The organism is Pseudomonas sp. D8002 (assembly GCF_013385695.1).
Taxonomy (GTDB): domain Bacteria; phylum Pseudomonadota; class Gammaproteobacteria; order Pseudomonadales; family Pseudomonadaceae; genus Aquipseudomonas.
Genome location: NZ_JACAPM010000033.1, coordinates 67,760 through 92,284, shown reverse-complemented (window position 1 = coordinate 92,284; position 24,525 = coordinate 67,760). Strand labels below are relative to the sequence as shown.

24 protein-coding genes and 1 pseudogene are annotated in these 24,525 nt (G+C 61.5%); 10 read left to right on the top strand and 15 right to left on the bottom strand.

All coding sequences use genetic code 11. The features are described 5' to 3' along the window. Window positions 1–40: 40 nt before the first annotated feature. From HX807_RS20115 to HX807_RS20090, 6 genes are read right to left on the bottom strand one after another with little or no spacing between them, the layout of a single operon-like run. Complete coding sequence (locus HX807_RS20115; RefSeq protein ID WP_177041749.1) at window positions 41–388, bottom strand: L-rhamnose mutarotase; 348 nt, start codon at window positions 386–388, stop codon at window positions 41–43. Further along, a complete protein-coding gene (locus HX807_RS20110; protein ID WP_177029068.1) occupies window positions 385–1,158 on the bottom strand; it encodes an SDR family oxidoreductase in 774 nt (257 codons plus the stop codon). The genes HX807_RS20115 and HX807_RS20110 overlap by 4 nt, the downstream gene beginning before the upstream one ends. Then, window positions 1,155–2,015 carry an amidohydrolase gene (locus tag HX807_RS20105; RefSeq protein ID WP_023658957.1) on the bottom strand — a complete coding sequence of 287 codons (861 nt, stop codon included), beginning with the start codon at window positions 2,013–2,015 and terminating at the stop codon, window positions 1,155–1,157. The genes HX807_RS20110 and HX807_RS20105 overlap by 4 nt, the downstream gene beginning before the upstream one ends. A 37-nt stretch (window positions 2,016–2,052) precedes the next feature. After that, complete coding sequence (locus HX807_RS20100) at window positions 2,053–3,330, bottom strand: L-fuconate dehydratase (RefSeq protein ID WP_003219522.1); 1,278 nt, start codon at window positions 3,328–3,330, stop codon at window positions 2,053–2,055. Between the two features lie 20 nt (window positions 3,331–3,350). Then, a complete protein-coding gene (locus HX807_RS20095) occupies window positions 3,351–4,196 on the bottom strand; it encodes an ureidoglycolate lyase (RefSeq protein ID WP_177050822.1) in 846 nt (281 codons plus the stop codon). Between the two features lie 28 nt (window positions 4,197–4,224). Then, the gene (locus HX807_RS20090) at window positions 4,225–4,965 is read right to left on the bottom strand and encodes an SDR family oxidoreductase (RefSeq protein ID WP_177050820.1); all 741 of its coding nucleotides are present in this window, start codon (window positions 4,963–4,965) and stop codon (window positions 4,225–4,227) included. Window positions 4,966–5,199: 234 nt separating this feature from the next. On the opposite strand from HX807_RS20090, the gene HX807_RS20085 reads away from it, so the two are divergent. From HX807_RS20085 to HX807_RS20060, 6 genes are all read left to right on the top strand, one after another. Beyond that, on the top strand, window positions 5,200–5,961 hold the full coding sequence (locus tag HX807_RS20085) for a FadR/GntR family transcriptional regulator (protein ID WP_008432767.1): 762 nt from the start codon (window positions 5,200–5,202) through the stop codon (window positions 5,959–5,961). Continuing rightward, on the top strand, window positions 5,958–6,947 hold the full coding sequence (locus HX807_RS20080; protein WP_102604549.1) for a diaminopimelate epimerase: 990 nt from the start codon (window positions 5,958–5,960) through the stop codon (window positions 6,945–6,947). Before HX807_RS20085 ends, HX807_RS20080 begins: the two co-directional genes overlap by 4 nt. Before the next feature lie 311 nt (window positions 6,948–7,258). Continuing rightward, the gene (tssI, locus tag HX807_RS20075; protein ID WP_177050818.1) at window positions 7,259–9,301 is read left to right on the top strand and encodes a type VI secretion system tip protein TssI/VgrG; all 2,043 of its coding nucleotides are present in this window, start codon (window positions 7,259–7,261) and stop codon (window positions 9,299–9,301) included. Beyond that, window positions 9,301–10,143, top strand: coding sequence for a DUF4123 domain-containing protein (locus tag HX807_RS20070; protein ID WP_177050816.1), 843 nt, complete (start codon window positions 9,301–9,303; stop codon window positions 10,141–10,143). The genes tssI and HX807_RS20070 overlap by 1 nt, the downstream gene beginning before the upstream one ends. Window positions 10,144–10,210: 67 nt before the next feature. After that, the gene (locus HX807_RS20065; protein ID WP_158660302.1) at window positions 10,211–10,753 is read left to right on the top strand and encodes a hypothetical protein; all 543 of its coding nucleotides are present in this window, start codon (window positions 10,211–10,213) and stop codon (window positions 10,751–10,753) included. Between the two features lie 48 nt (window positions 10,754–10,801). Next, the gene (locus HX807_RS20060; protein ID WP_177050814.1) at window positions 10,802–12,952 is read left to right on the top strand and encodes a lipase family protein; all 2,151 of its coding nucleotides are present in this window, start codon (window positions 10,802–10,804) and stop codon (window positions 12,950–12,952) included. Window positions 12,953–12,954: 2 nt separating this feature from the next. On the opposite strand, the gene codA is transcribed toward HX807_RS20060, so the two are convergent. The 7 genes from codA to HX807_RS20025 form a co-directional block, all read right to left on the bottom strand. Then, window positions 12,955–14,190 carry a cytosine deaminase gene (gene codA / locus HX807_RS20055; RefSeq protein ID WP_177050812.1) on the bottom strand — a complete coding sequence of 412 codons (1,236 nt, stop codon included), beginning with the start codon at window positions 14,188–14,190 and terminating at the stop codon, window positions 12,955–12,957. 27 nt (window positions 14,191–14,217) lie between these two features. Continuing rightward, window positions 14,218–15,435: a PucR family transcriptional regulator ligand-binding domain-containing protein gene (locus tag HX807_RS20050; protein ID WP_177050810.1), complete on the bottom strand. Its 1,218-nt coding sequence runs from the start codon at window positions 15,433–15,435 to the stop codon at window positions 14,218–14,220. Further along, window positions 15,432–16,700, bottom strand: coding sequence for a cytosine permease (gene codB, locus HX807_RS20045; protein WP_003219542.1), 1,269 nt, complete (start codon window positions 16,698–16,700; stop codon window positions 15,432–15,434). The genes HX807_RS20050 and codB overlap by 4 nt, the downstream gene beginning before the upstream one ends. A 201-nt stretch (window positions 16,701–16,901) precedes the next feature. Beyond that, window positions 16,902–17,525 carry an NUDIX hydrolase gene (locus HX807_RS20040; RefSeq protein ID WP_177050809.1) on the bottom strand — a complete coding sequence of 208 codons (624 nt, stop codon included), beginning with the start codon at window positions 17,523–17,525 and terminating at the stop codon, window positions 16,902–16,904. A 10-nt stretch (window positions 17,526–17,535) separates the two neighbouring features. Continuing rightward, complete coding sequence (locus HX807_RS20035; RefSeq protein WP_177050807.1) at window positions 17,536–17,988, bottom strand: GNAT family N-acetyltransferase; 453 nt, start codon at window positions 17,986–17,988, stop codon at window positions 17,536–17,538. Window positions 17,989–18,077: 89 nt separating this feature from the next. Then, window positions 18,078–18,434, bottom strand: coding sequence for a 6-carboxytetrahydropterin synthase QueD (gene queD, locus HX807_RS20030; protein WP_003190259.1), 357 nt, complete (start codon window positions 18,432–18,434; stop codon window positions 18,078–18,080). A gap of 180 nt (window positions 18,435–18,614) precedes the next feature. Next, on the bottom strand, window positions 18,615–19,694 hold the full coding sequence (locus HX807_RS20025; RefSeq protein ID WP_177050806.1) for a patatin-like phospholipase family protein: 1,080 nt from the start codon (window positions 19,692–19,694) through the stop codon (window positions 18,615–18,617). A gap of 159 nt (window positions 19,695–19,853) precedes the next feature. Here HX807_RS20025 and HX807_RS20020 point away from each other — a divergent pair, with 159 nt between their 5' ends. Genes HX807_RS20020 through HX807_RS20005 form a run of 4 tightly spaced genes read left to right on the top strand, consistent with a single transcriptional unit; the run spans window position 19,854 to window position 22,466 of the window. After that, window positions 19,854–20,162: a PepSY domain-containing protein gene (locus HX807_RS20020; protein ID WP_003219548.1), complete on the top strand. Its 309-nt coding sequence runs from the start codon at window positions 19,854–19,856 to the stop codon at window positions 20,160–20,162. Further along, on the top strand, window positions 20,162–20,485 hold the full coding sequence (locus tag HX807_RS20015) for a PepSY domain-containing protein (RefSeq protein ID WP_008432790.1): 324 nt from the start codon (window positions 20,162–20,164) through the stop codon (window positions 20,483–20,485). Before HX807_RS20020 ends, HX807_RS20015 begins: the two co-directional genes overlap by 1 nt. Then, window positions 20,485–21,153, top strand: coding sequence for a response regulator transcription factor (locus HX807_RS20010; RefSeq protein ID WP_177050805.1), 669 nt, complete (start codon window positions 20,485–20,487; stop codon window positions 21,151–21,153). Before HX807_RS20015 ends, HX807_RS20010 begins: the two co-directional genes overlap by 1 nt. Then, entirely contained in the window at window positions 21,150–22,466 is a 1,317-nt protein-coding gene (locus HX807_RS20005) for a sensor histidine kinase (RefSeq protein WP_177050804.1), read from the top strand. Before HX807_RS20010 ends, HX807_RS20005 begins: the two co-directional genes overlap by 4 nt. An 88-nt stretch (window positions 22,467–22,554) precedes the next feature. Here HX807_RS20005 and HX807_RS31990 read toward each other — a convergent pair whose 3' ends face one another. Together HX807_RS31990 and HX807_RS31985 are read right to left on the bottom strand one after the other, a co-directional pair. Beyond that, entirely contained in the window at window positions 22,555–23,310 is a 756-nt protein-coding gene (locus HX807_RS31990; protein WP_371136007.1) for a methyl-accepting chemotaxis protein, read from the bottom strand. Between the two features lie 102 nt (window positions 23,311–23,412). Next, window positions 23,413–23,559, bottom strand: a pseudogene (locus tag HX807_RS31985) (HAMP domain-containing protein); the annotation flags it as partial. Between the last annotated feature and the right edge of the window lie 966 nt (window positions 23,560–24,525).

The window sequence follows — 24,525 nt, the reverse complement described above, 5'->3', positions numbered from 1 at the left end:
TGTTGTTTTTATGGGATCAAGGCGTGCGATGCAGCGGGTATCAGGGTTGGTCGGTAAGGCGGAAAATCTGCTCCAGGGGCTGCCATTTGCCGCCGGGGTCAGTCCACGGCGTGGGGGCCTGGAAGCGCCACATCAGGGTTTCCCAGGCTTGCACGTCGGGGTTGGCGCGTGCAGCGTGGTCCAGCCCTTCGAAGCTGAACCCGGCCGCGGTGTCCATGACCATGAACAGCCGCGTGCCCAGGCGCCAGATCTGCATTTCCAGGATTTGCTGGCTGCGCAGATGCTCTGCCACGGCAGGCCAGATGCGTCGATGCAGCTGCTGGTACTCGGCGATCAATGCCGCATCGTCGATCAGGTCCAGCGCCAGGCAGTAACGTTGGCCGCTCATGTCAGCGCCCGGTCGAGGTGGGTGTAGCCTCCATCCACCACCAGCCACTGTCCGGTGGTGTGGGAGGCGCGGGGTGAGAGCAGGAACAGCACGCTGTCGGCAATTTCCTCGGGAGTGGTCATCCGTTTGCCCAAGGGGATTTTTTCGACGATGGCGGCGAGCTTGGCCTCGGGGTTGTCGAAGCCGTCGATCCAGCGTTGATACAGCGGCGTCAGCACCTCGGCGGGCACCACGGCATTGACCCGGATGCCGAACTCCAGCAAGGAGGCGGCCCATTCCCGGGTCAGTGACAGCTGCGCACCTTTTGCGGCGGTATAACCGCTGGTACCGCCCTGGCCGGTGAGGGCCGTCTTGGAGCTGATATTCACGATTGCCCCGCGGCTGGCCTTGAGGGCATCGAGGCACAAGTGGGTCATCAAGTAGTAATGAATCAGGTTCTTTTCCAGGGATTCGACGAACGCTGCACGGCCCGCATCCAGGCCCACGCCGTCGTTGACCCCGGCATTGTTCACCAGGCCGTCGATGCGTCCGAAGCGTTGCAACACCTCGTTGACGGCTGCGCGGCAGGCGTCCTCATCGCGCAACTCGACACGGATGAAGTGGCTTTGACCGTGCTGCTCAAGCTCGGCCGCGAAGGCCGGTGACAACGGTTGATGGCCGAAAATTACCGGGATTGCGCCTTCGGCAATCAACCCCAGGGAAATGGCGGCGCCAATCCCCGAGCCGCCGCCGGTGACGATGATCACGCGGTCCTGCAAATGCAGATTCATGGGCAGTTTCCTTCAAGGTGATAGACCCGCTGGGCGGTGCCGCCCCAGATGGCTTGCTGTTCATCGGGCGACAGTGGGCCGAGGGTCTGTTGCAGCAATTGGCAGGTGCCCTGGTATTCCCCGGCCAGCAGGCACACCGGCCAGTCCGAACCGAACATCAGGCGCTCGGCGCCGAACAATTCCAGCGCCAGTTCGATGTAGGGGCGCAGGGCTCGGGCGTTGCGTTGCTCGGGCCCGGCTTCGGTGAGCAGGCCCGACAGCTTGCAACTGACGTGGGGCAGGGCGGCCAGTGGCGCCAGGTGTTCGGCCCAACCGACGGGGCCGTTGGCGATGTCCGGTTTGCCCAGGTGGTCCAGCACCAGATGATGCCGGTCGTGGCGCTGGCACAGGGCTGTCGCGGCGTCGAGGTCGGCGCAGCGGATCAGCACCTCGTAGACGTAGCCTTGTTGCTGCAGGTGTTGCAGGCCACGGGAGAACCTGGCGTCGGCCATAAAGCTGGCAGGCGTAGGCTCATCCTGAATCTGATGCCGAAAGCCCTTGAGTCCCGGTGCGTCGCGCCACTGTTCCAGGTGCTGTTCCAGGCGTGGGTCGCACAGGTCGACCCAGCCGACGACGCCGAGTATCCATGGGTGCTGCCGCGCCATTTCCAGCAGCGCGTCGGTTTCCTGCTCACCGGCGCGGGCTTGCACGGCAATGCAGCCATCCAGGTCGGCAGCGTCGAGCAACGGCCGCAAGTCCTGTGGGAGAAAGTCCCGCCGCAAGTCGGCCTCAGCCGTACCGATCCACGGATAATCAGCGGCCCGGTAGCGCCAGAAATGCTGGTGCGCATCGAGCCTCAAAGGTGATGGGGACGACATTGTTATTGTGCTCCGTCCATTCAAATTGCGGTCCAGCTCACGGCCGGTGGCGGTATTGCTCCCGGGACGCGGCTTTCATCTGGATCGAAAAGCCCGGCGCCTTCGGCGGCAGATAGGCCGCACCGCGCACCACGCAAGGTTCCTCGAAATGCTCGTGCAAATGGTCGACATACTCGATCACCCGGCCTTCGTGGGTGCCGGCAATGCACAGGTAGTCGATCATCGACAGGTGCTGCACGTACTCGCAAAGCCCGACACCGCCGGCATGCGGGCACACGGGCAGGCCATATTTGGCCGCCATCAGCATCACCGCCAGCACCTCGTTGACCCCGCCCAGGCGGCAGGCGTCAATCTGCACCACGTCGATGGCTTCGCGCATGATCAATTGCTTGAAGATGATCCGGTTCTGGCACATCTCGCCGGTGGCGACCTTGACCGGCGCCACCCCCTGGCGGATCTTGCGATGGCCCTCGATATCGTCGGGGCTGGTGGGTTCCTCGATGAACCACGGCTTGGCAAACGCCAATTCGCGCACCCAATCGATGGCGGTGTCGACTTCCCACACCTGGTTGGCGTCAATCATCAATTGGCGGTCCGGGCCCAATACTTCGCGGGCGATGCGTACGCGCCGCAGGTCATCCTGCAAGTCGTGGCCGACCTTGAGCTTGACGTGGTTGAAGCCGGCATCCACCGCTTCCTGGCACAGCCTGCGCAGCTTTTCGTCGCCGTAACCGAGCCAGCCGGCGGAGGTGGTGTAGCAGGGGTAGCCGTTGGCTTGCAGGTCGGCCAGGCGTTCAGCCTTGCCTTCGGCGCGTTGGCGCAGCAAGGCCAGGGCTTCGCTGGAGGTGATGCAGTCGGTGATGTAGCGGAAATCGATGCAGCGCACCAGCTGTTCCGGGCTCATGTCGGCGACCAGGCGCCACAGGGGTTTTCCTTCGGCCTTGGCCCACAAGTCCCACGCGGCATTGACGATCGCGCCGGTGGCCAGGTGGATTGCGCCCTTGTCCGGGCCGATCCAGCGCAACTGGCTGTCACTGGTGACATGCCGCCAGAAGCGGCCCATGTCTTCGGCGATCCATTCCAGGGTCAAGCCCACCAGTAGCGGCTGCATGGCCTGGATCGCCGCGCAGCAAATCTCGTTGCCACGGCCGATGGTGAAGGTCAGGCCATGGCCTTCAAGGGCCGGGTTGTCGGTCTGCAAAATCACATAGGCGGCCGAGTAGTCCGGGTCCGGGTTCATAGCGTCGGAACCGTCCAGGGACTGGGACGTAGGAAAGCGGATATCTTCGACGCGAATCGCGGTAATGGTAGTCATGAGCGGCTCCTAGTCTCTTGTCAGGCGTCGACGGTGGTCTGGTTCTGTTCGCCGAGGCCTTCGATACCCAGGCGGATTTTTTGCCCGGGCTTGAGGTAGACCGGCGTGGGCTTGATCCCCAGGCCGACACCGGGCGGGGTGCCGGTGGAAATCACATCCCCCGGTTGCAGGCTCATGAACTGGCTGAGGTAGCTGATCAGTTTGGGGATCTGGAAAATCATCGTGCGGGTGTTGCCGTTCTGGTAGCGGTGGCCGTCGACTTCCAGCCAGATCGACAGTTGGTGCGGGTCGGCGATCTCATCGCGGCTGACCAGCCAGGGGCCGAGCGGGCCGAAGGTGTCGCAGCCCTTGCCCTTGTCCCAGGTGCCGCCGCGTTCCAGCTGGAACTCGCGCTCGGAGACATCGTTTATCACGCAGTAGCCGGCCACGTGCTGCATGGCCTGGCTTTCCTCGATGTAGCGGCCACCTTGGCCGATCACCACGCCCAACTCCACTTCCCAGTCGGTCTTGGTGGAGTGGCGGGGGATTTCGATGGCGTCGTTGGGGCCGACGATGGCGCTGGTCCACTTGTTGAAGATGATCGGTTCGTCAGGGATGGGGGCGCCGGTTTCGGCAGCGTGATCGGCGTAGTTCAGGCCGATGCAGATGAATTTTCCCACTTGGCCGACGCAGGCGCCCAAACGCGGATTGCCCGGTACCAGGGGCAGGCTCGCGGGGTCGAGTTCTTGCAGGCGAGCGAGGTTTTGCGGGAGCAGGGCGTCACCGGCGATATCACTGATGTGGGCGGACAGGTCACGCAGACGTCCATCAGCGTCCAGCAGGGCCGGGCGTTCCTGACCTTTTTCACCATAGCGCAGCAATTTCATGAGCAATCCTCTTATTGGAAGTGGGCGGTCAGTTGCTCCAGCCGCCGTCAATGATCTGGGTGGTGCCGGTGGTAAACGCGCTGGCATCGGCGCCAAGGTACAGCGCCAGCTGGGCAATTTCCTGGGGCGTGCCCAGGCGTCCCATCGGCTGGCGCGCGGTGAAGGCGGCGTACACCTCGTCCTGTTGACGGCCTTCATGGCGGGCTTGTTCGACGATGCGTTGCTGCAGCGAAGGCGACTCCACGGTGCCCGGGCAGATAGCGTTGCAGCGGATGCGTTGGGTGACAAAGTCGGCCGCGACGGATTTTGTCAGGCCGATGACGGCCGCCTTGCTGGCGCAATAGGCAAAGCGGTTGGGCACGCCCTTGAGGCTGGAGGCCACCGACGACATGTTGATGATCGAGCCGCCGCCCGCCGCCAGCATCCCCGGCAGAAACGCGCGGATCATGCGGTACATGGCGGTGACGTTCAGGTCCAGGGCAAACGTCCAGTCGCTTTCCGGGCATTCGAGGATATTGCCGGCATGCACCACGCCTGCGCAGTTGAACAGCACATCGAGCGGGCCGATCTCGGCAGCAAGGCTTTGAATAGCGCTGGCGTCGGTGACGTCGAGCAAGACCGTTTGCGCGCCCGACAAGTCAGCGAGCGCCTGTTGATTGATGTCGGCTGCAATCACTTCGGCCCCTGCCGCCAGATAGGCTTCGACGCTGGCGCGGCCAATGCCCTGGGCGGCGGCGGTGATCAGCACGCGTTTACCGGTGAGGTCCATGACAGACTCCCTTGATTATTGTTATTGGCTCAATGGTCAGGCCATTGAGGGCGTGAAACACCTGCATCTGCGGCATAGCGAACCCTGGGGGGTTTGCTATGATCAGCACACTGGAAACGATCCAATGGTCAGGCCATTGATCCAATTTTTAGCATGGGTCATCCCGGTCAACAAGCGGCTTTTTTGCGGGTTGATCGCTTTGACCGTGCTGTGCATGAATCGAGCTGAGCCTAGATGCCATTTCAAGTGATTGATAACCAACGTCTTTATCGACAGATTGCCGACCAGTTGCGAGCGTTGATCGACAGCGGAGAATTTCCGCCGGGCAGTCGACTTCCCGCTGAGCGTGAACTCGCCAAACTGCTGGGCGTGAGTCGCGCTTCCGTGCGTGAGGCGATGATTGCCCTGGAGGTGATCGGCCTGGTAGATGTGCGGGTGGGCAACGGCGTGCTGGTGTGTGAACCCGTGCAACCGACAGTCAGCCAGGAACCGGTGATGGCCCAGGCCACCCGGGATCAATGGAAAGAGTTCGATCCGGAACTCAACCTGCACGTCGACTTCAATGCCGAGATTCCACCGTTTTCCCTGCTCCAGGCCCGTCGCCTGATTGAGCCGGAAGCCGCCGCCCTGGCCGCCAAACATGCCACCGACGAAGAGCTGGCGGGGATCCGCGAGGCCTTCGAGCGTAATGTGCAGGACAACCGCGACGGCTCCCATACCCATCCGGGCGATCGCCTGTTTCACATTCGCATCGCCCAGGCCTCGGGCAATCCGGCGTATGCGTTGATGATTGCGCATTTGCTGGGGCATCGTTACGGCAGCATGTTCCAGCGGTTGCAGGCGCATTACACCTCGGACGACATGCCCCATCGCTCGGAAGACGAGCACCGCAAGATCCTCGATGCACTGGAATTGCGAGACGTGGAGGGTGCGCGACAGGCGATGCGCAAGCACCTGGAAGAGGTGGTACGAATCTTTATGCGGACTGCGCAATGACCCTGTTCTACGACGCCCGCGGGAATATCTACGGGGTGGTAAGCCCGGCGCAGTTACGCAGCAAGGGTATCGACGTGCCGGACCGTGCCGACTTGGCCGCTGGCACCCGAGGTGTTTGGGCGTTGGCGGCGATTGCCGCCGAGTGCGGTTGGGATGAGTTGCCGCGCCCGGCCGAGGCCAAGGCGCATCGTTGTGACGGTTTGTTGGTGGGGCCGTTCCAGGCCGCGCCGCCTTTTGACCTGTTGATCGTCAACACCGACGGTTCCCTGGCCGAACGCAGTGGCAATGGCCTGACGATCTTTGCCCAGTCGTTGACCGACCAGGGATTGATGGCGCAAGGCTGTGAGTTGCGGGTGCATCACGACAAGACAGACGCACTGTCGCCGGTGGTTACGCGGGTTGAGCCGGCGGAGTACGAACAGGTGCAGGGCTTTTGGCTGGCGCTGGGGCGTCCCGAGTTCGGGCCTTTGGCGGTAGGGGCTGTTGGTGTGGGCGCGGTCTCGCTTGAGGGAACTGAGGTGAGCCATGTTTCGCCACTGGCTGCGCTCAACCCCGAGTGGAATCACAGCCAGTTTGTGCGTGTGGGCAACCCGCATTGTGTGACGCTGGTACAGGACGCGTCAGCGTTGCCGGACAACGCCCAGCTGCATCGATCAGCCTGGTTCGATCCGCTGAGGGCGATTGCTTTCGCACCACCTGCCGGGGCCGGCCAACCTTGTATTTCCGGGGTCAACCTGCAATGGGTCGCCCGGGATTCAGGCAATCGCGTGATCGCGCGGGTGTTTGAGCGTGGTGAGGGGCCCACGGCGTCCTCCGGGACCAGCGCCAGTGCGGTGGCATGCGCCGCCTGGTCTGTAGGATGGGTGACGGCGGGTCAGGTGGCGGTGGTGATGCCGGGCGGTACCGCACCCGTACGGTTGCAAGCAGAGCCGGGTGAGTTGCCGAGCGTTAGCCTGTTCGGGACTGCGCGGCTGCAGGAAGTTTGAAAAAGGCAGTGGCGGGCTTAATCATCTTTGTCAGCTGTTTCTCTATAAATAAGCAGCTCTGGTGAATGGTGGTGTAAGAGTATTCTCGTTAGTCAGTACTGGCTGTTTAACTGCATTTCTGTATTTATAAAAGACCCTTCCACTATCAATGTACGAAACTTCTTTTTTATTTTGAGGCGGCCGAATTTCGCCTGAAATCGCTAGTATTCCTGGGGTTCAGGCACTTTTTATCGGCTTCGAATTGAGTGGCTTTATCTGCGTTTTACGGGAGAAGTTATTTCAGCTCGACAATGAATGGCGGGTAACAACGGATGTTCAATACGCTTGTTTCGTCACGTTTCAAACTGGTCGTTGCAGGAATGAACCAGGCATTTCAGGTGCTGGCTTTTAAAGGCAGCGAAACGATTGACCAGCCTTTTTTCATTGAAGTGCAGTGGGTCAGTGAAAACCCCAGCCTGGATCTGGAGAAGTTACTTCACCAACCGGCCTATCTGGATTTTGGCGAGCCCGGTGAAGGCCTGCACGGGCAAATCTACAGCATTGGCCGGGAAGGCCCGGGGCAGCGGCTGACCCGCTACCACCTCACCCTTGCGCCGCGCGTGGCGTACCTGGCCCATCGTTGCGACCAGCGGATTTTCCAGCAGTGCAGCGTGCCGCAAATTATCGCGGCAGTGCTTGAGCAGCACGGCATCCTTGCTGATGCCTATACCTTCGAACTGGGGCCGGTGGTTTACCCACCGCGTACGTTCTGTGTGCAATACGCGGAAACCGACCTGCACTTTATCCAGCGGCTGTGCGAGGAAGAGGGCATTCACTACCACTTTCGCCACAGTGCAGACGCCCATGTACTGGTGTTGGGTGATGACCAGACGGTGTTTCGTCGTTTGCCGGCGCAACGCTACTGCCCGGCCGGAGGCCCGGCTGCCGAAACGCTGGTGATCCAGCGTTTCGATGTGCGCCTGGCCACGCGCAGTGCTCAGGTTGTTCGGCGTGACTACGACTTCGAACATCCGTCGCTGCGCTTGCAGGAGCAGGCCGGATCTTTCCCGGCACTTGAAGACTATCAATACCCTGCGGGATTCACGGGGCATCTGCGAGGTTCGCAGTTGGCCCGGCGTGGCCTGGAACGTCATCAACGCGACCGCCATCGGGCCCTGGGCCGCAGTGACCAGCCGGCTTTGCGCAGCGGGCATTTCCTGGAACTGCGCGGCCATCCGGACCGCACCTGTAATGACTTGTGGCTGATCACCGGCGTGCGTCACGAAGGCTATCAACCGCAGGTGCTGGAGGAGGCGGTGGTGGATGTCGAGGCATTCCACGGCTATCGCAATCGATTTACCGCAACGCCCTGGCGCGCCGCTTACCGCCCGCCGCTCAAGCACGTCAAACCGCGTATCAGCGGCAGCCAGACCGCAACCGTCAGCGGGCCCGAGGGTGAAGACGTGCATTGCGACGCTCACGGCCGGGTGAAAATTCGCTTTCATTGGGACCGCCTGGACCAGCACGACGACAAGAGCAGCTGCTGGGTGCGTGTGGCGTCCGGATGGGCGGGTGACAGCTATGGCGCGGTGATGATCCCGCGTGTGGGCATGGAGGTACTGGTGACGTTCCTGGAAGGTGATCCAGACCGGCCAGTGATCAATGGTTGCCTGCCCAATACCTTGCAGCCTGTTGCCTATCCGTTGCCCCAACACAAGACCCGCAGTGTGCTGCGCAGCCGCAGTTCGCCGGGCGGGACGGGGGCCAACGAGCTGCACCTTGAGGACCGCAGCGGCCAGGAACTCATCTACCTGCGCGCCCAACGCGATCTGGAGCAGCAGGTCGGCCACGACAGTCGGCTGGAGGTGGTGGGCGAACGTCGGGAAACCATCCACGGCTTGAGTGCCACCACCCTGGGAGGCGAGGAACACCGCAGCATCGCCGGCGACCGCAAGGTTCGGCTTGGGGCTGATGATCACTTGCACGTGCAGGGCAACAGCCAGACCCTTGTCGGCCAGACCCTGGTGATCGAAGCGGGGCAACAGGTCCATCTGAAGGCGGGGGCCAACCTGGTTATCGATGCCGGTGCGCAGTTGAGCTTCAAGGCCGGTGGTGAGCATTTGCTGATTCAGGCCGGCGGGATTTTCAGCAGTCGGCCGATCACGTTGGGCGGTGTGCCTGCCGTGATTCGCACAGCCAACCCAGTTGGACCGGGTGACGTGGCTGCTTCGTCCGCATTTGCAGCGGATGGGCCGAAGGTTTCGGTTATCCAAGGCGCAGTCATGGAGATGGCCAGAAGACTGGATGCGGACTTCTGTCCAGTGTGCGAGCGCTGCCGTGAAGGCCTGTGCGAATCCACGGGGAGGGCGGCTTGATGGAGATCGCGCCTGGCCAGTGGATGGCTGAACAGCAGCAGGCAGGGCGCCGCCTGTGCCTGGTTCTACAGGGTGAAAGCGATGCGCGTGGGGTACTGCTGGCGACACGCACGGTCGCTGAGTATCGCTGCCTCTTTGGTGAAACTGTCGCATCGGAAATGGCAGCGGATGGGCCGATGCTCCTGTTGCTCGACCATGTCAGCGAGCCCGCATTGGTGGGTTTGCTGCAAAACCCTCAGCGTAATTGGGGCTGGTTGGGCAGCCTGGCTGGTGATGATTTATCGGGTGTTACCCGGCACTGGCGCGACAGGTTGGTGGTGGGAGCGGCGGGCAGTCAGGCGCTGTACCGCTTCCACGATAACCGCACCTTGGCGCGGGCCTTGGTTCACCTGCCTGCTCGGGACTGGCCTGTTTTTCTCGGGCCGCGGATCGGCGTGTGTTACTGGCAGGGTGAGCGTTGGAGTTGTGTCGATAACCCGGCTCCGGGGGCGTATCCGGTACCCGATCCTGCGCCGTGGCTGGAGGTGCCGAATCCCCAGTCGGGAGTGATTCTGCAAGCCAATATCCTGCGTTACCTGCTGGCCGAGTACAGCGAGGCGTTGAGCGCACTGGTTGAATTTCAAGACCCGAGAATCTGGTTGGCGCAGGTGCTGGAGCAAGCGCGGGCCTGGCAATGGGACAGGCCGGAACAGCTGGAGTTTTTGGTCGTGCGGCGGCTGTTGGAAGCCACTGGGGACGTGCTTATTCGATGGCAGCCGATGCGTGGGGAAGTGGCGGAGGATCATTTTCAGCGGGTGGTTGGGGAGTGGCGTCGGGTGGAGCGGGAGCAGCAGGATGCGTAGGGGATTTATGTCGGGCGTGTGGCGAGGGGTATTCGTTTGCAGTGTGCTGGGTGTTTCCGGTTGTGTGATGAAGCCTGCTGATAGTTTCACTTTGGAGGTCGATTTGCCGGCGAATTACAGACTCAGAGGCGATGCAACTTACGTCCCCGGAACAGGTGAGACTTGCACTTTACGATGGCGTCCAGGTGATCTGCCAGAGATCAAGATATTCGACGCTCTTGAGAAGTCGGTGGCGAATCGGGCGAGCTTCGAGTTGCCTCTGACGGAGACGGTGAACGGGTGTCCGTTAGTGCTGCGTTACATGACGTTTGATGTCTATGCGAAGTCGGCTGAGCACTTGTCGGACAGTGGGGGGGATTTTGCGTTTATCGGTGTGCATGATTGGGTTGAACCCCATATGTCTCGAATGCCGGGGGAAGGTACCTTGGAGGTGCCGGGGGCCTGTCAGTGGTTACTCAGGCCGGCAGGGCCAACGCAGGCGACTGATAACGTATTTCAATGCAACCTGGTGGATGCAAGAGGACTGCCGCCAACGACAGCAACGGGTGGCCGTGTGCAGCGTGATGAGTTGAACGGCAAAACGGTGAGGCTCGTGTTTGGGGAAATCTGATGGGGAGCGTACTTATCTTTAACTTTTACTGAATAAGGATATTCAGCGATGGCGCTTACAGAATGGAAACAACCCTTTTTCAGCGGGAAAATGCCGGCTTGTGCAGTGCGTGGATGTTGGCTGAGTTTTTGTCTTGTGGACGAATCAGGTGACGGAAACGCTTATGGGGGGCTTGCGTACAAGGTTTTTGACAGCACAGGTCAACAATATGCAGGTCGTTTGGATGGAAACGGTTTCGCAAAGTTGGACAACCCATATCGAGGGCCTGTGGTTCTGATCTTCGATGCGCCATATGAAATGAGCGGGGATTACTACGCAACGTTGCAAACGCGTGGTTGTTATCCACTGCCTATCACCGAGCTTCAGGTACGAGCCGAACAGACGCGGTTTTTACGTGTAGACGGGGAGCGCGTCGAGCGAAACCCGGCAGGGCGGGAAACAGGCAAATTCTATCAAGTCGAGGTCAGTGACTTGGTCTTGCACACTGCTCATTTGCCTCCCTTGGCGCCCAGAACCCATCGACCACCGCGGCATGCGCTCCGCATGCTGGCTGAACTTGGGTTTGGCCCCCCTCAGCCCACGCTGACAGGGCTGGTTTTATTTCCTGACCTGCACACTGTGCTGGAGGTAAGGCCGCTGCGTGCGTTACGCCCGTTGTTGTCAATTGAAGACCAGTTCTGTGCCTTGAACCTTTATCAGTTGGCGCTTATGGCTACCTTGAGTTATTGCGATTTTGGGCAGGAACCATCGACTCCGCCGATGGACCAGGTCAGCTTTCCCATAGAGCCCAGTGTGGGCAATTTTTTTTCCGAACAACTGTCGGGCTATCAGGAGGCTTGGAAGTTCGATTCCGACCAGGTGGAACACTTTTATCCCGTGTATGAAGACGTGCCGTACTCGCAACGATTCGAGGTGTTGCCTTTTGATCCTGAGTTGTATGAGCAAAATCGATCGGAGCAAGGAGAGTCCCCGGCCCACCCAGCGAAGCTGCATTTTTTTGATGACGAGGAGAATGGCACTGATACTCAGGCGTTTATCAGCCATCACGACCATGTGATCCTGATCGCAGTGCGGGGCACTGCAAGCCGTTCCGATGGGCTGAGGGATGCCAATGCTCACCAGGTCGCTTTTGTCGAGGGTGTTGGTAAGGTTCATGAGGGCTTTTATGGCGCGTATCGGGCGATGCGTGATTTTGCGCTGCATTACCTCGACCGGTTCTACATAGGCCAGCGCATCATAATTTGTGGCCATAGTCTCGGCGGCGCCATAGCACTGCTGCTGGCAGAGTCTCTTAGGCGAATTCCAGGTTACGACCGCAACATCCTTCTTTACACCTATGGCGCTCCCCGCGCTGCCGACTCTGAGTTCACTGACGGTGCTTCATCTTTGGTGCATCACCGCATCGTCAATCATAACGACCCGGTACCCAGCGTCCCGGCACCCTGGATGAACACAACTGCCAAACTCTGGATTCCCGGGCTTGTTACCCTGTTCAGCAATCCTGCACCTGCTGGCCTGCTGTTCGCACTTGGGTTGGTGCGGGTGGGCGGGAACGCCTATCAGCATCACGGCTCCCCGCAGCATTTCATGCCGATTGCCTTGCCCGACGGCACACAGTCTTCAATATTGTGGAACCCCGGGTGTGAGTCGATCGAAGAAGCTGCATGCAATCGCGCGATTCAACTCAGCGGTGATATGCCGGACCGGGCCAACCTGATCAAGCAGCTAGTCCAATACAAGCAGCACTTTATGACCGCAAGCTACATCCCGGCAGCCTGGGCGACGTTACGCCGCTGGCAGCAAACCGTGGACGCCGACGGAACACTGGTGACTGCGAGTGAATTTGAGCTGATCGAAAAAGCGCTGATCAGCATGCGGCAACAACTGCGGGAGAAAAAACGAGAACTGGACCGCTATCGACCGACCAATCAGCGTAGTTATGAAGATATCCAGGCCCTGAGCATCGAAGCTGATCGTCTGCAAAGTAGTCGCGACCGCCTGGCAACCCTCCGCTGGCGCCGCCTCCAGGCCCGCGACGTCTACGGCAGCCACGCTTCATCCCCAACCCTGCAATCCAGCCTGAAACGCTGGTTCGCTCACCCGCAAAATCGCGTACTCACCCAAGTGGCGAGCATCCCGCCACAGTCGGATGATGGCTGGGGAAAGCCACAAACCCTCGATATAGATTCAATCGTATGAGCCTACAAAAACTCCACCTGCGCCGGCCGGCGTTTCATCAACACTTTGCCCGCGCGAATCGAATACAACGGCAAGCCCTGGCTGCGAATCACTTCATAGTCGCTGTCTGCAGACAGGATCAACAGGTTCGCCGGGCGTCCCGGTTCCAGGCCATAACGATCCCCCAGGGCCATCGCCCGGGCGCTGTTGTCGGTGACCAGGTCGAGGGCACTTTGCAGGTTGCGGTAGCCAAGCATGTGGCAGATATGCAACCCGGCTTCCAGCACCCGCAAAATGTTGCCGTTACCCAAGGGGTACCAAGGGTCGACGATGGAGTCCTGGCCGAAGCAGACGTTCATGCCAGCCTCCAGCAGTTCGTTGACCCGGGTCACGCCGCGGCGTTTGGGGAAGGTGTCGAAGCGGCCCTGCAAGTGGATGCTTTCGGTAGGGCAGGAGACAAAGCTGATGCCCGAATGCCCCAGCAGGCGGAAGAGTTTGGCGCAGTAAGCATTGTCGTAGGAGCCCATGGCCGTGGTGTGGCTGGCGGTCACGCGGGTGCCCATGTCACGGCTGCGGGCCTCTTCGGCCAGCACTTCAAGAAAGCGCGAGTGTGGGTCGTCGGTTTCGTCGCAATGCACATCGACCAGGCAACCGGTGCGTTCGGCCAGGTCCATCAGGAACTTCACCGAACTCACCCCTTGGTCACGGGTGTATTCAAAGTGCGGGATGCCGCCGATCACGTCGGCGCCCAGGCGAATGGCCTCTTCCATCAGCTCGCGGCCATTGCGGTAGGACTCGATGCCTTCCTGGGGGAACGCGACGATTTGCAGGTCGATCAGGTGGCCGCTTTCCTCGCGTACTTCAAGCATGGCCTTGAGCGCGGTGAGGTCCGGGTCGGTGACGTCGACATGGGTGCGCACATGCTGGATGCCATGGGCGGCCAGGGTCTGGATGGTTTTTTTGGAGCGGGTCTTGGTGTCTTCCAGGGTGATGGTGGCCTTGCGCTCGCCCCAGCACTCGATGCCTTCAAACAGGGTGCCGCTCATGTTCCAGCGCGGCTCGCCGGCGGTCAGGGTGGCATCGAGGTGAATGTGCGGCTCGACGAAAGGCGGGACCACCAGGTTGCCGGCGGCGTCCAGGTCGTCGGGGCCTACCAAAGGGGCAGCGCCTTGTTGGGTGATGCTGGCGATCCGGCCGTGTTCCAGGTGCAGATCATGCAGGCCTTCACGGTTGCGCAGGCGGGCGTTGATGATGTGCATGGGCAAGTTCCTCTTGGCAAAAAACAGTCAGGCAGACAGCCGCCAGATCATCAGCGCGATGCCGATGTCCAGGCGGTCATAAGCATTGTCCAGCGTCAGCCCGCACAGGGCTTCGATACGCTGGACGCGATGCGTCAGGGTGTTGCGGTGAACCGCCAGCCGTTGGGCTGCGGCCACAAGGTTACCATTCTCGTGGAACCAGGCCTCCAGGGTCGGCATCAGGCTTGGGCCATGGTGCAGGTCGTGGCGCAGCAGCGGCCCCAGGCGTTCGTTGAGGAACTGATCGAGCAGGGCGCGATCACGTACGCCACTGAGCAGCTTGAGTACGCCCAACTCATCGTAGACACACAGCCCGGCGCGTTCACTGAACCGTCGCGCAGCGGCCAATGCCTGGCGCGCCTCATCCAGGGCCTGGGCCAGGCGCGCGGGTGGGTGCGCGGCAGCACTCAGGCCGATAAACAGTTTCAACGGCGCCAGGCGCAGATTCAGTGCCTTCAACCAACCCGCCAACAACTGACGGTTGGCCAATGCCGCACCCGCGTCTATCGCAGGCAGCAGCAACGTCCATTGTCCGGCACGCCCCAGCACGGGCAGGCGCGACGGATGCTGCGCAGAAAACTGGCGCAGACGGCGGGTAATCGCATCGTGTTGTCGGGCAAGCTGCGCCTCGACCACTGGCGCCTCACCCTGGGCAAACAGCGCGTCGCTGCCGTCCAGTTGCAACTGGACGAGTTGCCAATGGCCGGCCAGCGGCATGTCCAACTGCGCAGCGCGGTGCAGCAGCAAATCCAGGGATTGGTAATCACCGGCCAGCAGGCGCTCCAGCACATCGTGTCGCGAGCGCCCCAACTGCTGCGACTGGATCAACGCCGAACCGATGGCCTGGGTCACCAGTACCATCTTCAACGAGTAAGGCTGTTCGATCAGCGGCATGCCCGCCGCTTGCGCCGCTTCCAGCAAACGCTGGGGAATCGCCTGGATATAGTCCGGCCCCGTGAGGATCACCAGGCCGGCGACCTGGCGCTGACAGGCTTCGTCCAGCAGCACCAACAGATTGGCCTCGTCCCGTGGATGATTGATGCCGGTGACGAACACCAGTTCGCCCCCCAGCACCCATTCGGCGATCCCGCTGTTTTCTGCGACATAGGGCCAGCGCACCGTGTTCTCCAGGCCGGCTTCCCCGGCCCGCAGGCACATCGATTCAAGGCCGGGCAAGGCCAGCACATCGGCGATTGTCAGGCTCATGCCTGGACGTCAGCCAAAGGTGCCCGGACCCGCAATACGCTGGTCAGCACGATGTAGGTCAGGGACGCCGCCACGATCCCCACCAATGGCGCCACCCAGGGTGAATGAAAGGCCAGCACCGTACCCACGGCATAGGCGATCAGCCCTGGCCAGTTGAAGGCCGGCAGGCGTGTATCGGCCAGGCGCGGATAGTGGCCGCGGTAGCGATAGAAGAAATCCGCCATGATCACCCCGCCAATCGGTGGGATCACCGTGCCCAGCAGGATCAGGTAGGGCACCAGCATGTCGTACATGCCCAGCAACGCCAGCAGGGTGCCGATTACCGCACCGGCCAGGGTCACCGTTTTGCGGCGCTTGGTGCGCAGCAGGTTGCAGCCGGCGACGGCGAAGTTGTAGATGGTGTTGTCCTGGGTGCTCCAGATATTCAGCAACAGCATCGCCATGGCCGCCATGGCGAAGCCTTGCAGCAGCAACACTTCGACCACGTCGGGCTGCTGGTAGACGATGGCGCCATAGGCACCGATCAACACCATCAAGCCGTTGCCGATAAAGAAGCCGATCAGGCTGGCCAGCACCGCGACCCTGGCCGAGCGTGAGAACCGCGTCCAGTTGGTAGCCTGGGTCGCGCCGCTGACAAAGGTGCCGAACACCAGCGTGATAGCCGTGGACATGTCCAGCTCACCGGTCGGCACCACCGCCAGCAGTCCATCGAGCCCGCCTACCTTGACGGTGGCGACCCACATCGACAGAAACAACAAAATACCCATGGCCGGCACGGCGATGTAGGACAGAATCTCCAACCCGCGATAGCCCACGTAGGCCGTCGCGCAGAACACCATGCCAAACAGCACCATCAGCCCGAGTACGCTACCCTGGCTCAACTCGAAATACTTGCCCAGTACTACGGCTGCGGTGGCGGTGCCCCAGGCGTACCAGCCGATCTGGGTAAAACCGAGAATCAAGTCGCTGAGTTTGCTGCCCACTTCACCGAAGCAGAAGCGTCCCATCAGCACCGAGTTCAAACCGCTCTTGAACGCGATGTAACCCAGGCCTGCGGCGTAGATACCCAACAGCAGGTTACCCAGGGCCACGACGCCGAGCATCTGGGTAAAGCTGAAGGCCACCCCCAGCTTGCCGCCGGCGAACATGGTCGCGGTAAAAAAGGTAAAGCCCAGCAGCACCATGGCGGTGGAGGCCAGGCCTTTGCGGGCATGCATGGGCACCTCGCTGAGAGGGTAGTCATTGCCCGGTTCGTTCTGCGTCATGTGCCGTTCTCCCTGAATGAGTGACGCAGGCCTATTGCACCCGTCGTGCCAAGTGCGAGGCAGTGACGGGCGCACGGTCAGGACTGTGCAGGTTGCACAGTATTTATAGCCAAACAGGGGAAACACGCAGGCGGGATTGGTCTTTCTGCCCACTCAGGCGCGAAAGCGGTGCAGGGTGATACAAATTGGATCACCCGTGATTCAATCGAACAGGGTGTGAGTGGTCTGCCCGCGATGAAAGGCAAAAGCGGCCTCAAGGTCGCTTTCAATGGTGCGGCCACGGGACAGCGGCGGCAGATCGTCCAGGCTGAAGAAGCCAACTTCGGTGGTTTCGAAACCGGCCGCCGGCGCCAGTTGATCAACCCGTTCGCACAGAAAGTAGAGTTTGTAGAAGTCCCGGATATCCGGCCGGTACAAGCCTTTGGCCTTGTGGGTGACGCTGTACAGCGCCTTGGCCGTGACCGTCAGCCCGGCCTCTTCGCGGATTTCCTTGACGATGTTTTCAGCCGCCGAAAAACCAATATCCGCATAACCGCCGGGCAATGCCCAGCAGCCATCCGTGAGCTCGCGGACCAACAGGATCCGGTCACCGTCAATCACTGCGCCCCGCACATCAATCATGGGCGTCGAATAACGTTTGGCAAAATCCGGCACCAGCCCGGTGATGCGCTCCAGCGGTACTTCGCCCAATTGCGCCAGCATGCTGTGGGCAATCTGGGCGATTTCCTCGAGGCGCTCGCGCTCGAAGTCATCGGTGCAGAAGTGCAGCCCCGTGGAGGCCAATGCTTGCAGGCGCTTGGCCTGGGCCAGCCAGGTGTTTTCCATGGGAGCTCCTTCAGTGCGAGGCGGTGAGGTCTTTATGCATGTAGACCCGACGCAGGCCGTTTTCCTCGGCCCGGTGGGTTTCCACATAGCCTTTGCGGGTGTACAGCGCGATGTTTTCGGTCATCGCTTCATTGGTGTAGAGACGGATGGAGCCATGCCTGGCCTGGCCTTCCGCGAAGCCCAGCAACAGGCGCCCGTAACCCAAGCCCTGGGCACCGGGGTCGACGGCCAGGTTATCCAGCAGCAGGTACTCATCGTGATGAATCAGTACGACAAAGCCGTGGACCTGGCCCGCACTCTCCAGCACATGCACCCGTTCGGCGGCGACCTGCTGGCGATAGTCATCCAGCATCGGCCCTGGCTTGCGCCCGATTCGCTGGATGTAAGGGGAGTAGGCGGCGTGGACGATCGCTTCAATTGCGGCGATATCGTCGCCGGTAGCGGGGCGGATATGGGTTGGCATCGCAGCGCTTCCTGTACAAGAGGCCACGACTGTAAGGGAGTCTCCGGCATAAAAAAACCACCGCAAGGGTGGTTTTTTACATCGCCGGCTTATTCGCCGCGATAGATGCAGCCGCTGGTGCAGGTCTCATGGATGCGAATCGCGCTGAGTTCCGGCAACAGCGGTTTCAGTTCATTCCAGATCCACTTGGCCAGCACTTCGCTGGTGGGGTTTTCGAGGCCCGGGATGTCGTTGAGGTAGTTGTGGTCGAGGCGTTCGTAGAGCGGCTTGAAAATCGCCTTGATCTCCGAGAAGTCACGGATCCAGCCGGTGTGCGGGTCGAGGTCGCCGCTGAGGTGGATCGCCACCTTGAACGAATGGCCATGCAGGCGCCCGCATTTGTGGCCTTCCGGAACGTGGGGCAGGCGGTGGGCGGACTCGAAGGTAAACTCTTTGAAGATTTCCACAGGGTTTTTCAGCTCGGTGAGGTGTCTGGCAGGCGGCGAGTTTAACAGTTTGTCGCGGCCGCGCGCATACCGCGTAGCAGCTGTCGAGCCATGGCGAGGCTGCGTTTGCGATTTGTCTGACAAACCGAGGTGCTGCCGACGCAGCCTCGCTTGGGCTCGACAGCTGCTACGGAGAGGGCGCTAGAGAGCCAGCAGGCGTTCGCCCAATTGGCCATTGTCGGCCAGTTGCAGAAACTCATCCCCCAGCCGCTGGCTTTCGCTCATTGCGGTTTGCCAGTACTTGTTGCGGCCCGGGTCATCCCCCATGAAGCGCTTGAAGTCACTGCGGTCCGGCAGTTTGCCGTGGGGCAGTCGCGCCAGGTATTCCTTCGACGGCGCCAGCAGCAGGACATCCTGCAAACCCTGTTGATTGGCGCGGCGCCACGGCAAGCCTTTGTCGAACCAGCCGGGAATGACCCGGTCGGTGAAGTGCGGGTACAGCACGATGTCATCGCCGTGGTAGGGCAGGTCGAGGTGATAGTCCAGCAGGCCGCCATCGCGGTAAGTGCCTTGGCCTGCACCCGGCAGGTCGCGTACGCCTTGCATCACCATGGGGATCGAGCCCGACGCCAGCAAGGCCTGGCGCAGGTTGCCCAGTTCCAGATCAAGGAAGCGCGACGGGAAATCCTTGAGCGCATGCAGCGGTGGCGGCTGGCGTGGGTCGTGGACGATCAGCCGTTCGAAGTGCCGGGACAACCGCGCGCGGCCCCTCAGGTTGTCGGCGATCACCGAGGACAACCCCAAACCAAGCCGACCGCGATGATCGTCGGCGAGCAGGCCATGGCTTTTGACCACCATGATGTTCAGCCGGTAGTGCGGGTTGTCGAGCACGCGGGCATCGCGGCCGGCCAGCAAGTCATCGAGCATGCGCACGCAGCTCTGGCTGACTTCGGCCATGGTCACGCCTTTGGCAAAGCTTTGTGCGTTGTACAGCCGGCCCAGGTCGAGCAGGCCTTGCACCGGGTCGGGCAGGCACGCACTGGCAAACCGCCAGGAGCCTATCGAGGCGCCGATCAGCGCACGCTCGCGGGGCGCCCGGGGCAGCCAGTCACCAAACAGCGCCAGGTCCAGACCCTGGATGCCCAGCGCCTTGGGCCCGCCGGCAGCGCCGGGAAGGATGCCGACGTCCGCAGGCGCAAGCCCCTGCTCACGAATGCGTGCAAAAGCGCGTGTACCGGCCTTGAGGGTCAAGGCGGGGAACTTCATATGGATAGCAGTCATACCGGTCTCATTTACCGCGAGCAGGGCAGTATAGAAAATCTTGCCCGGTTGCAGGCAAAGGTCTCGCAGAGAATTGCCATGGTGGCAATTCAGTTTCAGTTAAGTTGGATCCAGTACCGTGAGCCCCGTAGGCAAAATATCCCGAAACGGAGACTCACCATGAAAACCCTCACAGCCTTGATCGCCAGCAGTATCATCGCCCTCACCGCAGGCGTCGCCCAGGCTCGCGACCTGGGGCCGGACGAAGCACTGAAGTTGCGCGACGCTGGTACCATTGTGTCTTTCGAGAAGCTCAACGCCACGGCGTTGGCCAAACATCCCGGCGCCACCGTGCATGAAACCGAGCTTGAAGAGGAATACGGCAAATACCTTTATCAGGTTGAACTGCGCGACGCCCAGGGCGTCGAGTGGGACCTGGAATTGGACGCTGTCACCGGCGCCGTCCTCAAGGATCATCAGGATACGTAATGAAGGTAAATCTACGCACCAGCGTTCAAGTGGCGCTGGTGCTCCTGGCATTTTGCTCAGGCCTGGCCGCTCGTGACCTGGGCCAGGACGAGGCGCTGCGCCTGCGCCAGGAGGGTGTGATCGCGCCGCTTGAGCATCTGCTGGGCCCGGCTTTCGAGCGCTACCCGGGCGCCAAGCTGCTGGACGCCGAGCTTGAAGAGCACAAGGATCGCCCTGTGCGCTATATCTATGAAATCGAACTATTGACGGTGGAAGGCGTGGTGCGCGAGATCGAACTCGATGCCAACACCGGTCAACTGCTCAAAGACAAGGAAGACGACTGATGCGCCTGCTGCTGGTGGAAGACCACGTACCCCTGGCCGATGAGCTGATGGCCGGACTCAATCGCCAGGGCTATGCCGTCGACTGGCTGGCGGACGGGCGCGATGCGGTGTACCAGGGGCGCAGCGAACCTTACGACCTGATCATCCTTGACCTCGGCCTGCCGGGTTTGCCCGGGCTTGAGGTGTTGACGCAATGGCGTGCCGCCGGCCTGGCCACGCCGGTGCTGATCCTCACTGCCCGCGACTCCTGGGCCGAGCGCATCGAAGGGCTCAAGGCCGGGGCCGACGACTACCTCAGCAAACCGTTCCATCCCGAAGAGTTGCACCTGCGTATCCAGGCCTTGCTGCGTCGTTCCCATGGCCACGCCAATCAGCCCACCTTGCAGGCTGCCGGCTTGCACCTGGATGAGGGTCGCCAGTGTGTGATGCGTGATGGCGAGGAGATCCAGCTGACCGCGGCCGAGTTTCGGCTGCTGCGTTACTTCATGCTGCACCCCGAGCAAATCCTTTCAAAAAGTCACCTGGCCGAACATTTGTACGATGGCGAGAGCGAGCGTGACTCCAATGTGCTGGAGGTCCACGTCAACCACCTGCGCCGCAAGTTGGGCCGCAGCGTGATCGAGACCCGGCGCGGCCAGGGTTATCGGTTTGGCGCCAGCCCGGCATGAAGTCGATCCAGCGGCGCCTGAGCCTGGGGCTGATCAGTGTGATGGTGATCGTCGGCCTGGTGCTGGCGCAGACCAGCCTGTGGCTGTTCGAAATGGGCCTGCAACGTTACCTGGAGTCCGGCTTGCGCAACGACAGCGAGAACCTGCTGGTGGCGCTGGTGCGCGGGCCGGCGGGGGTGCAACTGGATGAGCAGCGGTTGTCTCCTGCGTACCAGCGTCCGTTTTCCGGGCACTATTTCCGTATCGATTTTGCCGACACCCATTGGCGTTCCCGCTCGCTGTGGGACCAGGAACTGCCGCAGTTGCCCCACGCCGGGCTCAAGGGCAACCTGCAGTTGGGGCCGGAAGGCCAGCAGTTGCTGGTACTGCGTTCGGACTACAAACGGTTTGGCCAGTCGATTTCCATCAGCGTGGCCCAGGACTACACACCCGTCAGAGAAAGCTTTCGGCTGATGCGCCAGATCGGCCTGGTGCTGGGGCTGGCGGCGCTGTTGCTGATCCTGATTCTGCAACGGGTCACCGTGCGCCGCGCCTTGCGCCCGCTGGAGACCGCACGCAACCAGATCGCCCAACTGCAGCAGGGCCAGCGCTCGCAACTGGACACCCAGGTGCCGGTGGAACTGGAGCCGCTGGTGGCGCAGATCAACCATCTGCTGGCCCACACCGAAGACAGCCTCAAGCGCTCGCGCAATGCCCTGGGCAATCTCGGCCATGCCTTGAAAACCCCGTTGGCGGTGTTGCTGAGCGTGGCATCCAGTGAACAGCTCAAGGACCATCCGCAACTGAGCAAGCTGCTGCGGGAACAGTTGGAGCAGGTGCAGCAACGGCTTAATCGTGAACTCAATCGTGCCCGCCTGGCCGGAGAGACACTGCCGGGTGCCTTGTTCGATTGCGACGGCGAATTACCGGGGTTGCTTGCGACCCTGAACATGATCCATGGCGAACACCTGGATTTGAGTTACCGCGTGCCGCCCGGTTTGCAATTGCCGTGGGACCGCGAAGACCTGCTGGAACTGTTGGGCAACCTGCTGGACAACGCGTGTAAATGGGCGGACGCGGAGATTGCGTTGAGCATCGGCGAAACCCCGGAAGGCTTTCGGTTGGCTGTCGAAGATGACGGGCCGGGGATTCCCGAGAGCCAGCGTGATCAGGTGTTCAGCCGAGGCACTCGGTTGGATGAGCAGACTGACGGGCATGGTCTGGGGCTGGGGATCGTGCGGGATATTGTCGAGGTGTGGGGCGGGGTGCTTCTGTTGCAGGAGAGCGAGCTGGGCGGGTTAAAGGTCATCATCGACCTGCCACGCCGCCAGTGAACACAAACGTAGCAGCTGTCGAGCCTCGCCAAGGCTCGACAGCTGCTACGGGATACTCGGGCTGATTGCCGGAGTATCCCGCAACTCATCAAACCCTGAACTGATCCATCAGGCCCTGCTGCTGATTCGCCAGGCTGTTCAACGCCTGGCTGACCCGCGCCGATTCATTCGCTTGCTCGGACAACGACTCCGTCACATCTCGAATCGTCGCCACGTTGTTGTTGATCTCCTCGGCCACCGCACTTTGCTCTTCGGCGGCGCTGGCGATCTGCAGGTTCATGTCGCTGATTACCGTTACCGCATCGCCGATCTGGCGCAAGGCGGTCACGGCCTGGCCCACTTGTTCGACGCTGCCCTGGGCCTGGCGATGGCTGTTGCTCATGGAACCGACCACTTCCTGGGTACCGCTTTGCAGTTGCTCGATCACCAGGCGGGTTTCTTCCACCGACTCCTGGGTACGTCGCGCCAGGTTGCGCACTTCATCGGCGACCACCGCAAAACCGCGACCGGCTTCACCCGCACGGGCGGCCTCGATAGCGGCGTTCAGTGCCAGCAGGTTGGTCTGCTCGGCGATTGCACGAATCACTTCCAGTACCGAACCGATCTTCTCGCTGTTGGCCGCCAGTCCTTCAACCTGGGCCATCGCGGTGCTCATATCCGCCGCCAGGTGGCCGATGCTGGTGGTGGTGCGGTCGATCACGGTCAAACCTTCACGCGTCGCCTGATCGGCATCGCGGGCCGCCTGGGCGGCTTGCGCGGCACTGCGGGCGACGTCCTGGGCGGTGGCGCTCATCTCGTGGGAGGCGGTGGCCACCTGGTCGACCTGACGGTATTGCTGCTCCATGCCGGCACTGGTTTCAGTGGCGATGGCGGCCGACTGGTCGGCGGTGCCACGGGCGTCCTGCACTGAGCGTTTGACCTGGGCAATGATCGGCTGCAGCTTGTCGAGGAAGCGGTTGAACCAGCCGGCCAACTCGCCGAGTTCGTCGTGTTTGTCGTAGGCCAGGCGGCGGGTCAGGTCACCTTCGCCACTGGCAATGTCTTCCAGCATGCGTGCCACGCCGAGGATCGGCCGGGTCACGCTGCGGGCCATCAGCCACACCAGCAACAGGCCGACGATTGCTGCCAGCAGGCCCAGGCTCAGTTCCAGCAGAGTGCCCTTGGCGTTATCGGCGTCCAGTTTGGACTTCAGGGCCTCAGCCGGAGCCACCAGGACTTTTTCCGGAACATCCAGCAACACGCCCCACGGCTTGCCATCGGGGATCGGCTGGAACGGCGCGAGCACCTTGAGTTGGTGGTCGGTGCGCACGCTGCGGGTCTGGGTGCTGGTGGAAAGCGAACTGATCAATTGCGCGCCGTTGGCGGTGTCGACGGCATCCAGGCGCTGGCTGAGTTTGCCGGCGTCCGGACTGTAGCCGGCCAGCAGGCCCACCGGGCTGATGATGCTGACGCTGGTCTGGCCGTCGTAGAGTTTCTGGCTGGCGCCCTGGCTGACGGCTTGCAGGCTGTTGAGGTTGATGTCCACCGACAGCGAGGCGATGACTTTGCCGTTGGCCATCAGCGGGAAGACGATGCTGGTCATCAGCACCTTTTGCCCATCGATCACATAGAAGTACGGCTCGATCACGCAGGGCTTGAGTGTGGTGCGCGGGCAGGTGAACCAGGCGTTGGCTTTTTCGCCGCTGGGTCCGACGCTGGTGTCGGACATGTCGCTTTCGGGCAGCGACATTGAAGTCAGCTTGCCCGCAGTCGGCTGGGACCAGTACAGCGCAAAGCGGCCCTTGTCGTTGCTGCCCAGCTCTTGCTGGTTGGCGAACAGTTCGTCCTTGCCATCCAGTGCGTTGGCCTCGAATACCAGGGACAGGCCCAGCAGGTCAGGGTTGGCCTGCAGCGCGGCCTTGACCTGGCGCGTCAGGTCTTCGCGCAGGTCGAAGGCATCCAGGAAGCGTTTCTCGGCCTGTTCGCGCAGGAACAACACCTGCCGGGAAAAACCGTGGCCGTATTGATAGGCGTCCATGAACTGCTGGCGAATGCCCAAGGCCTGGACCTCACCCTGGGC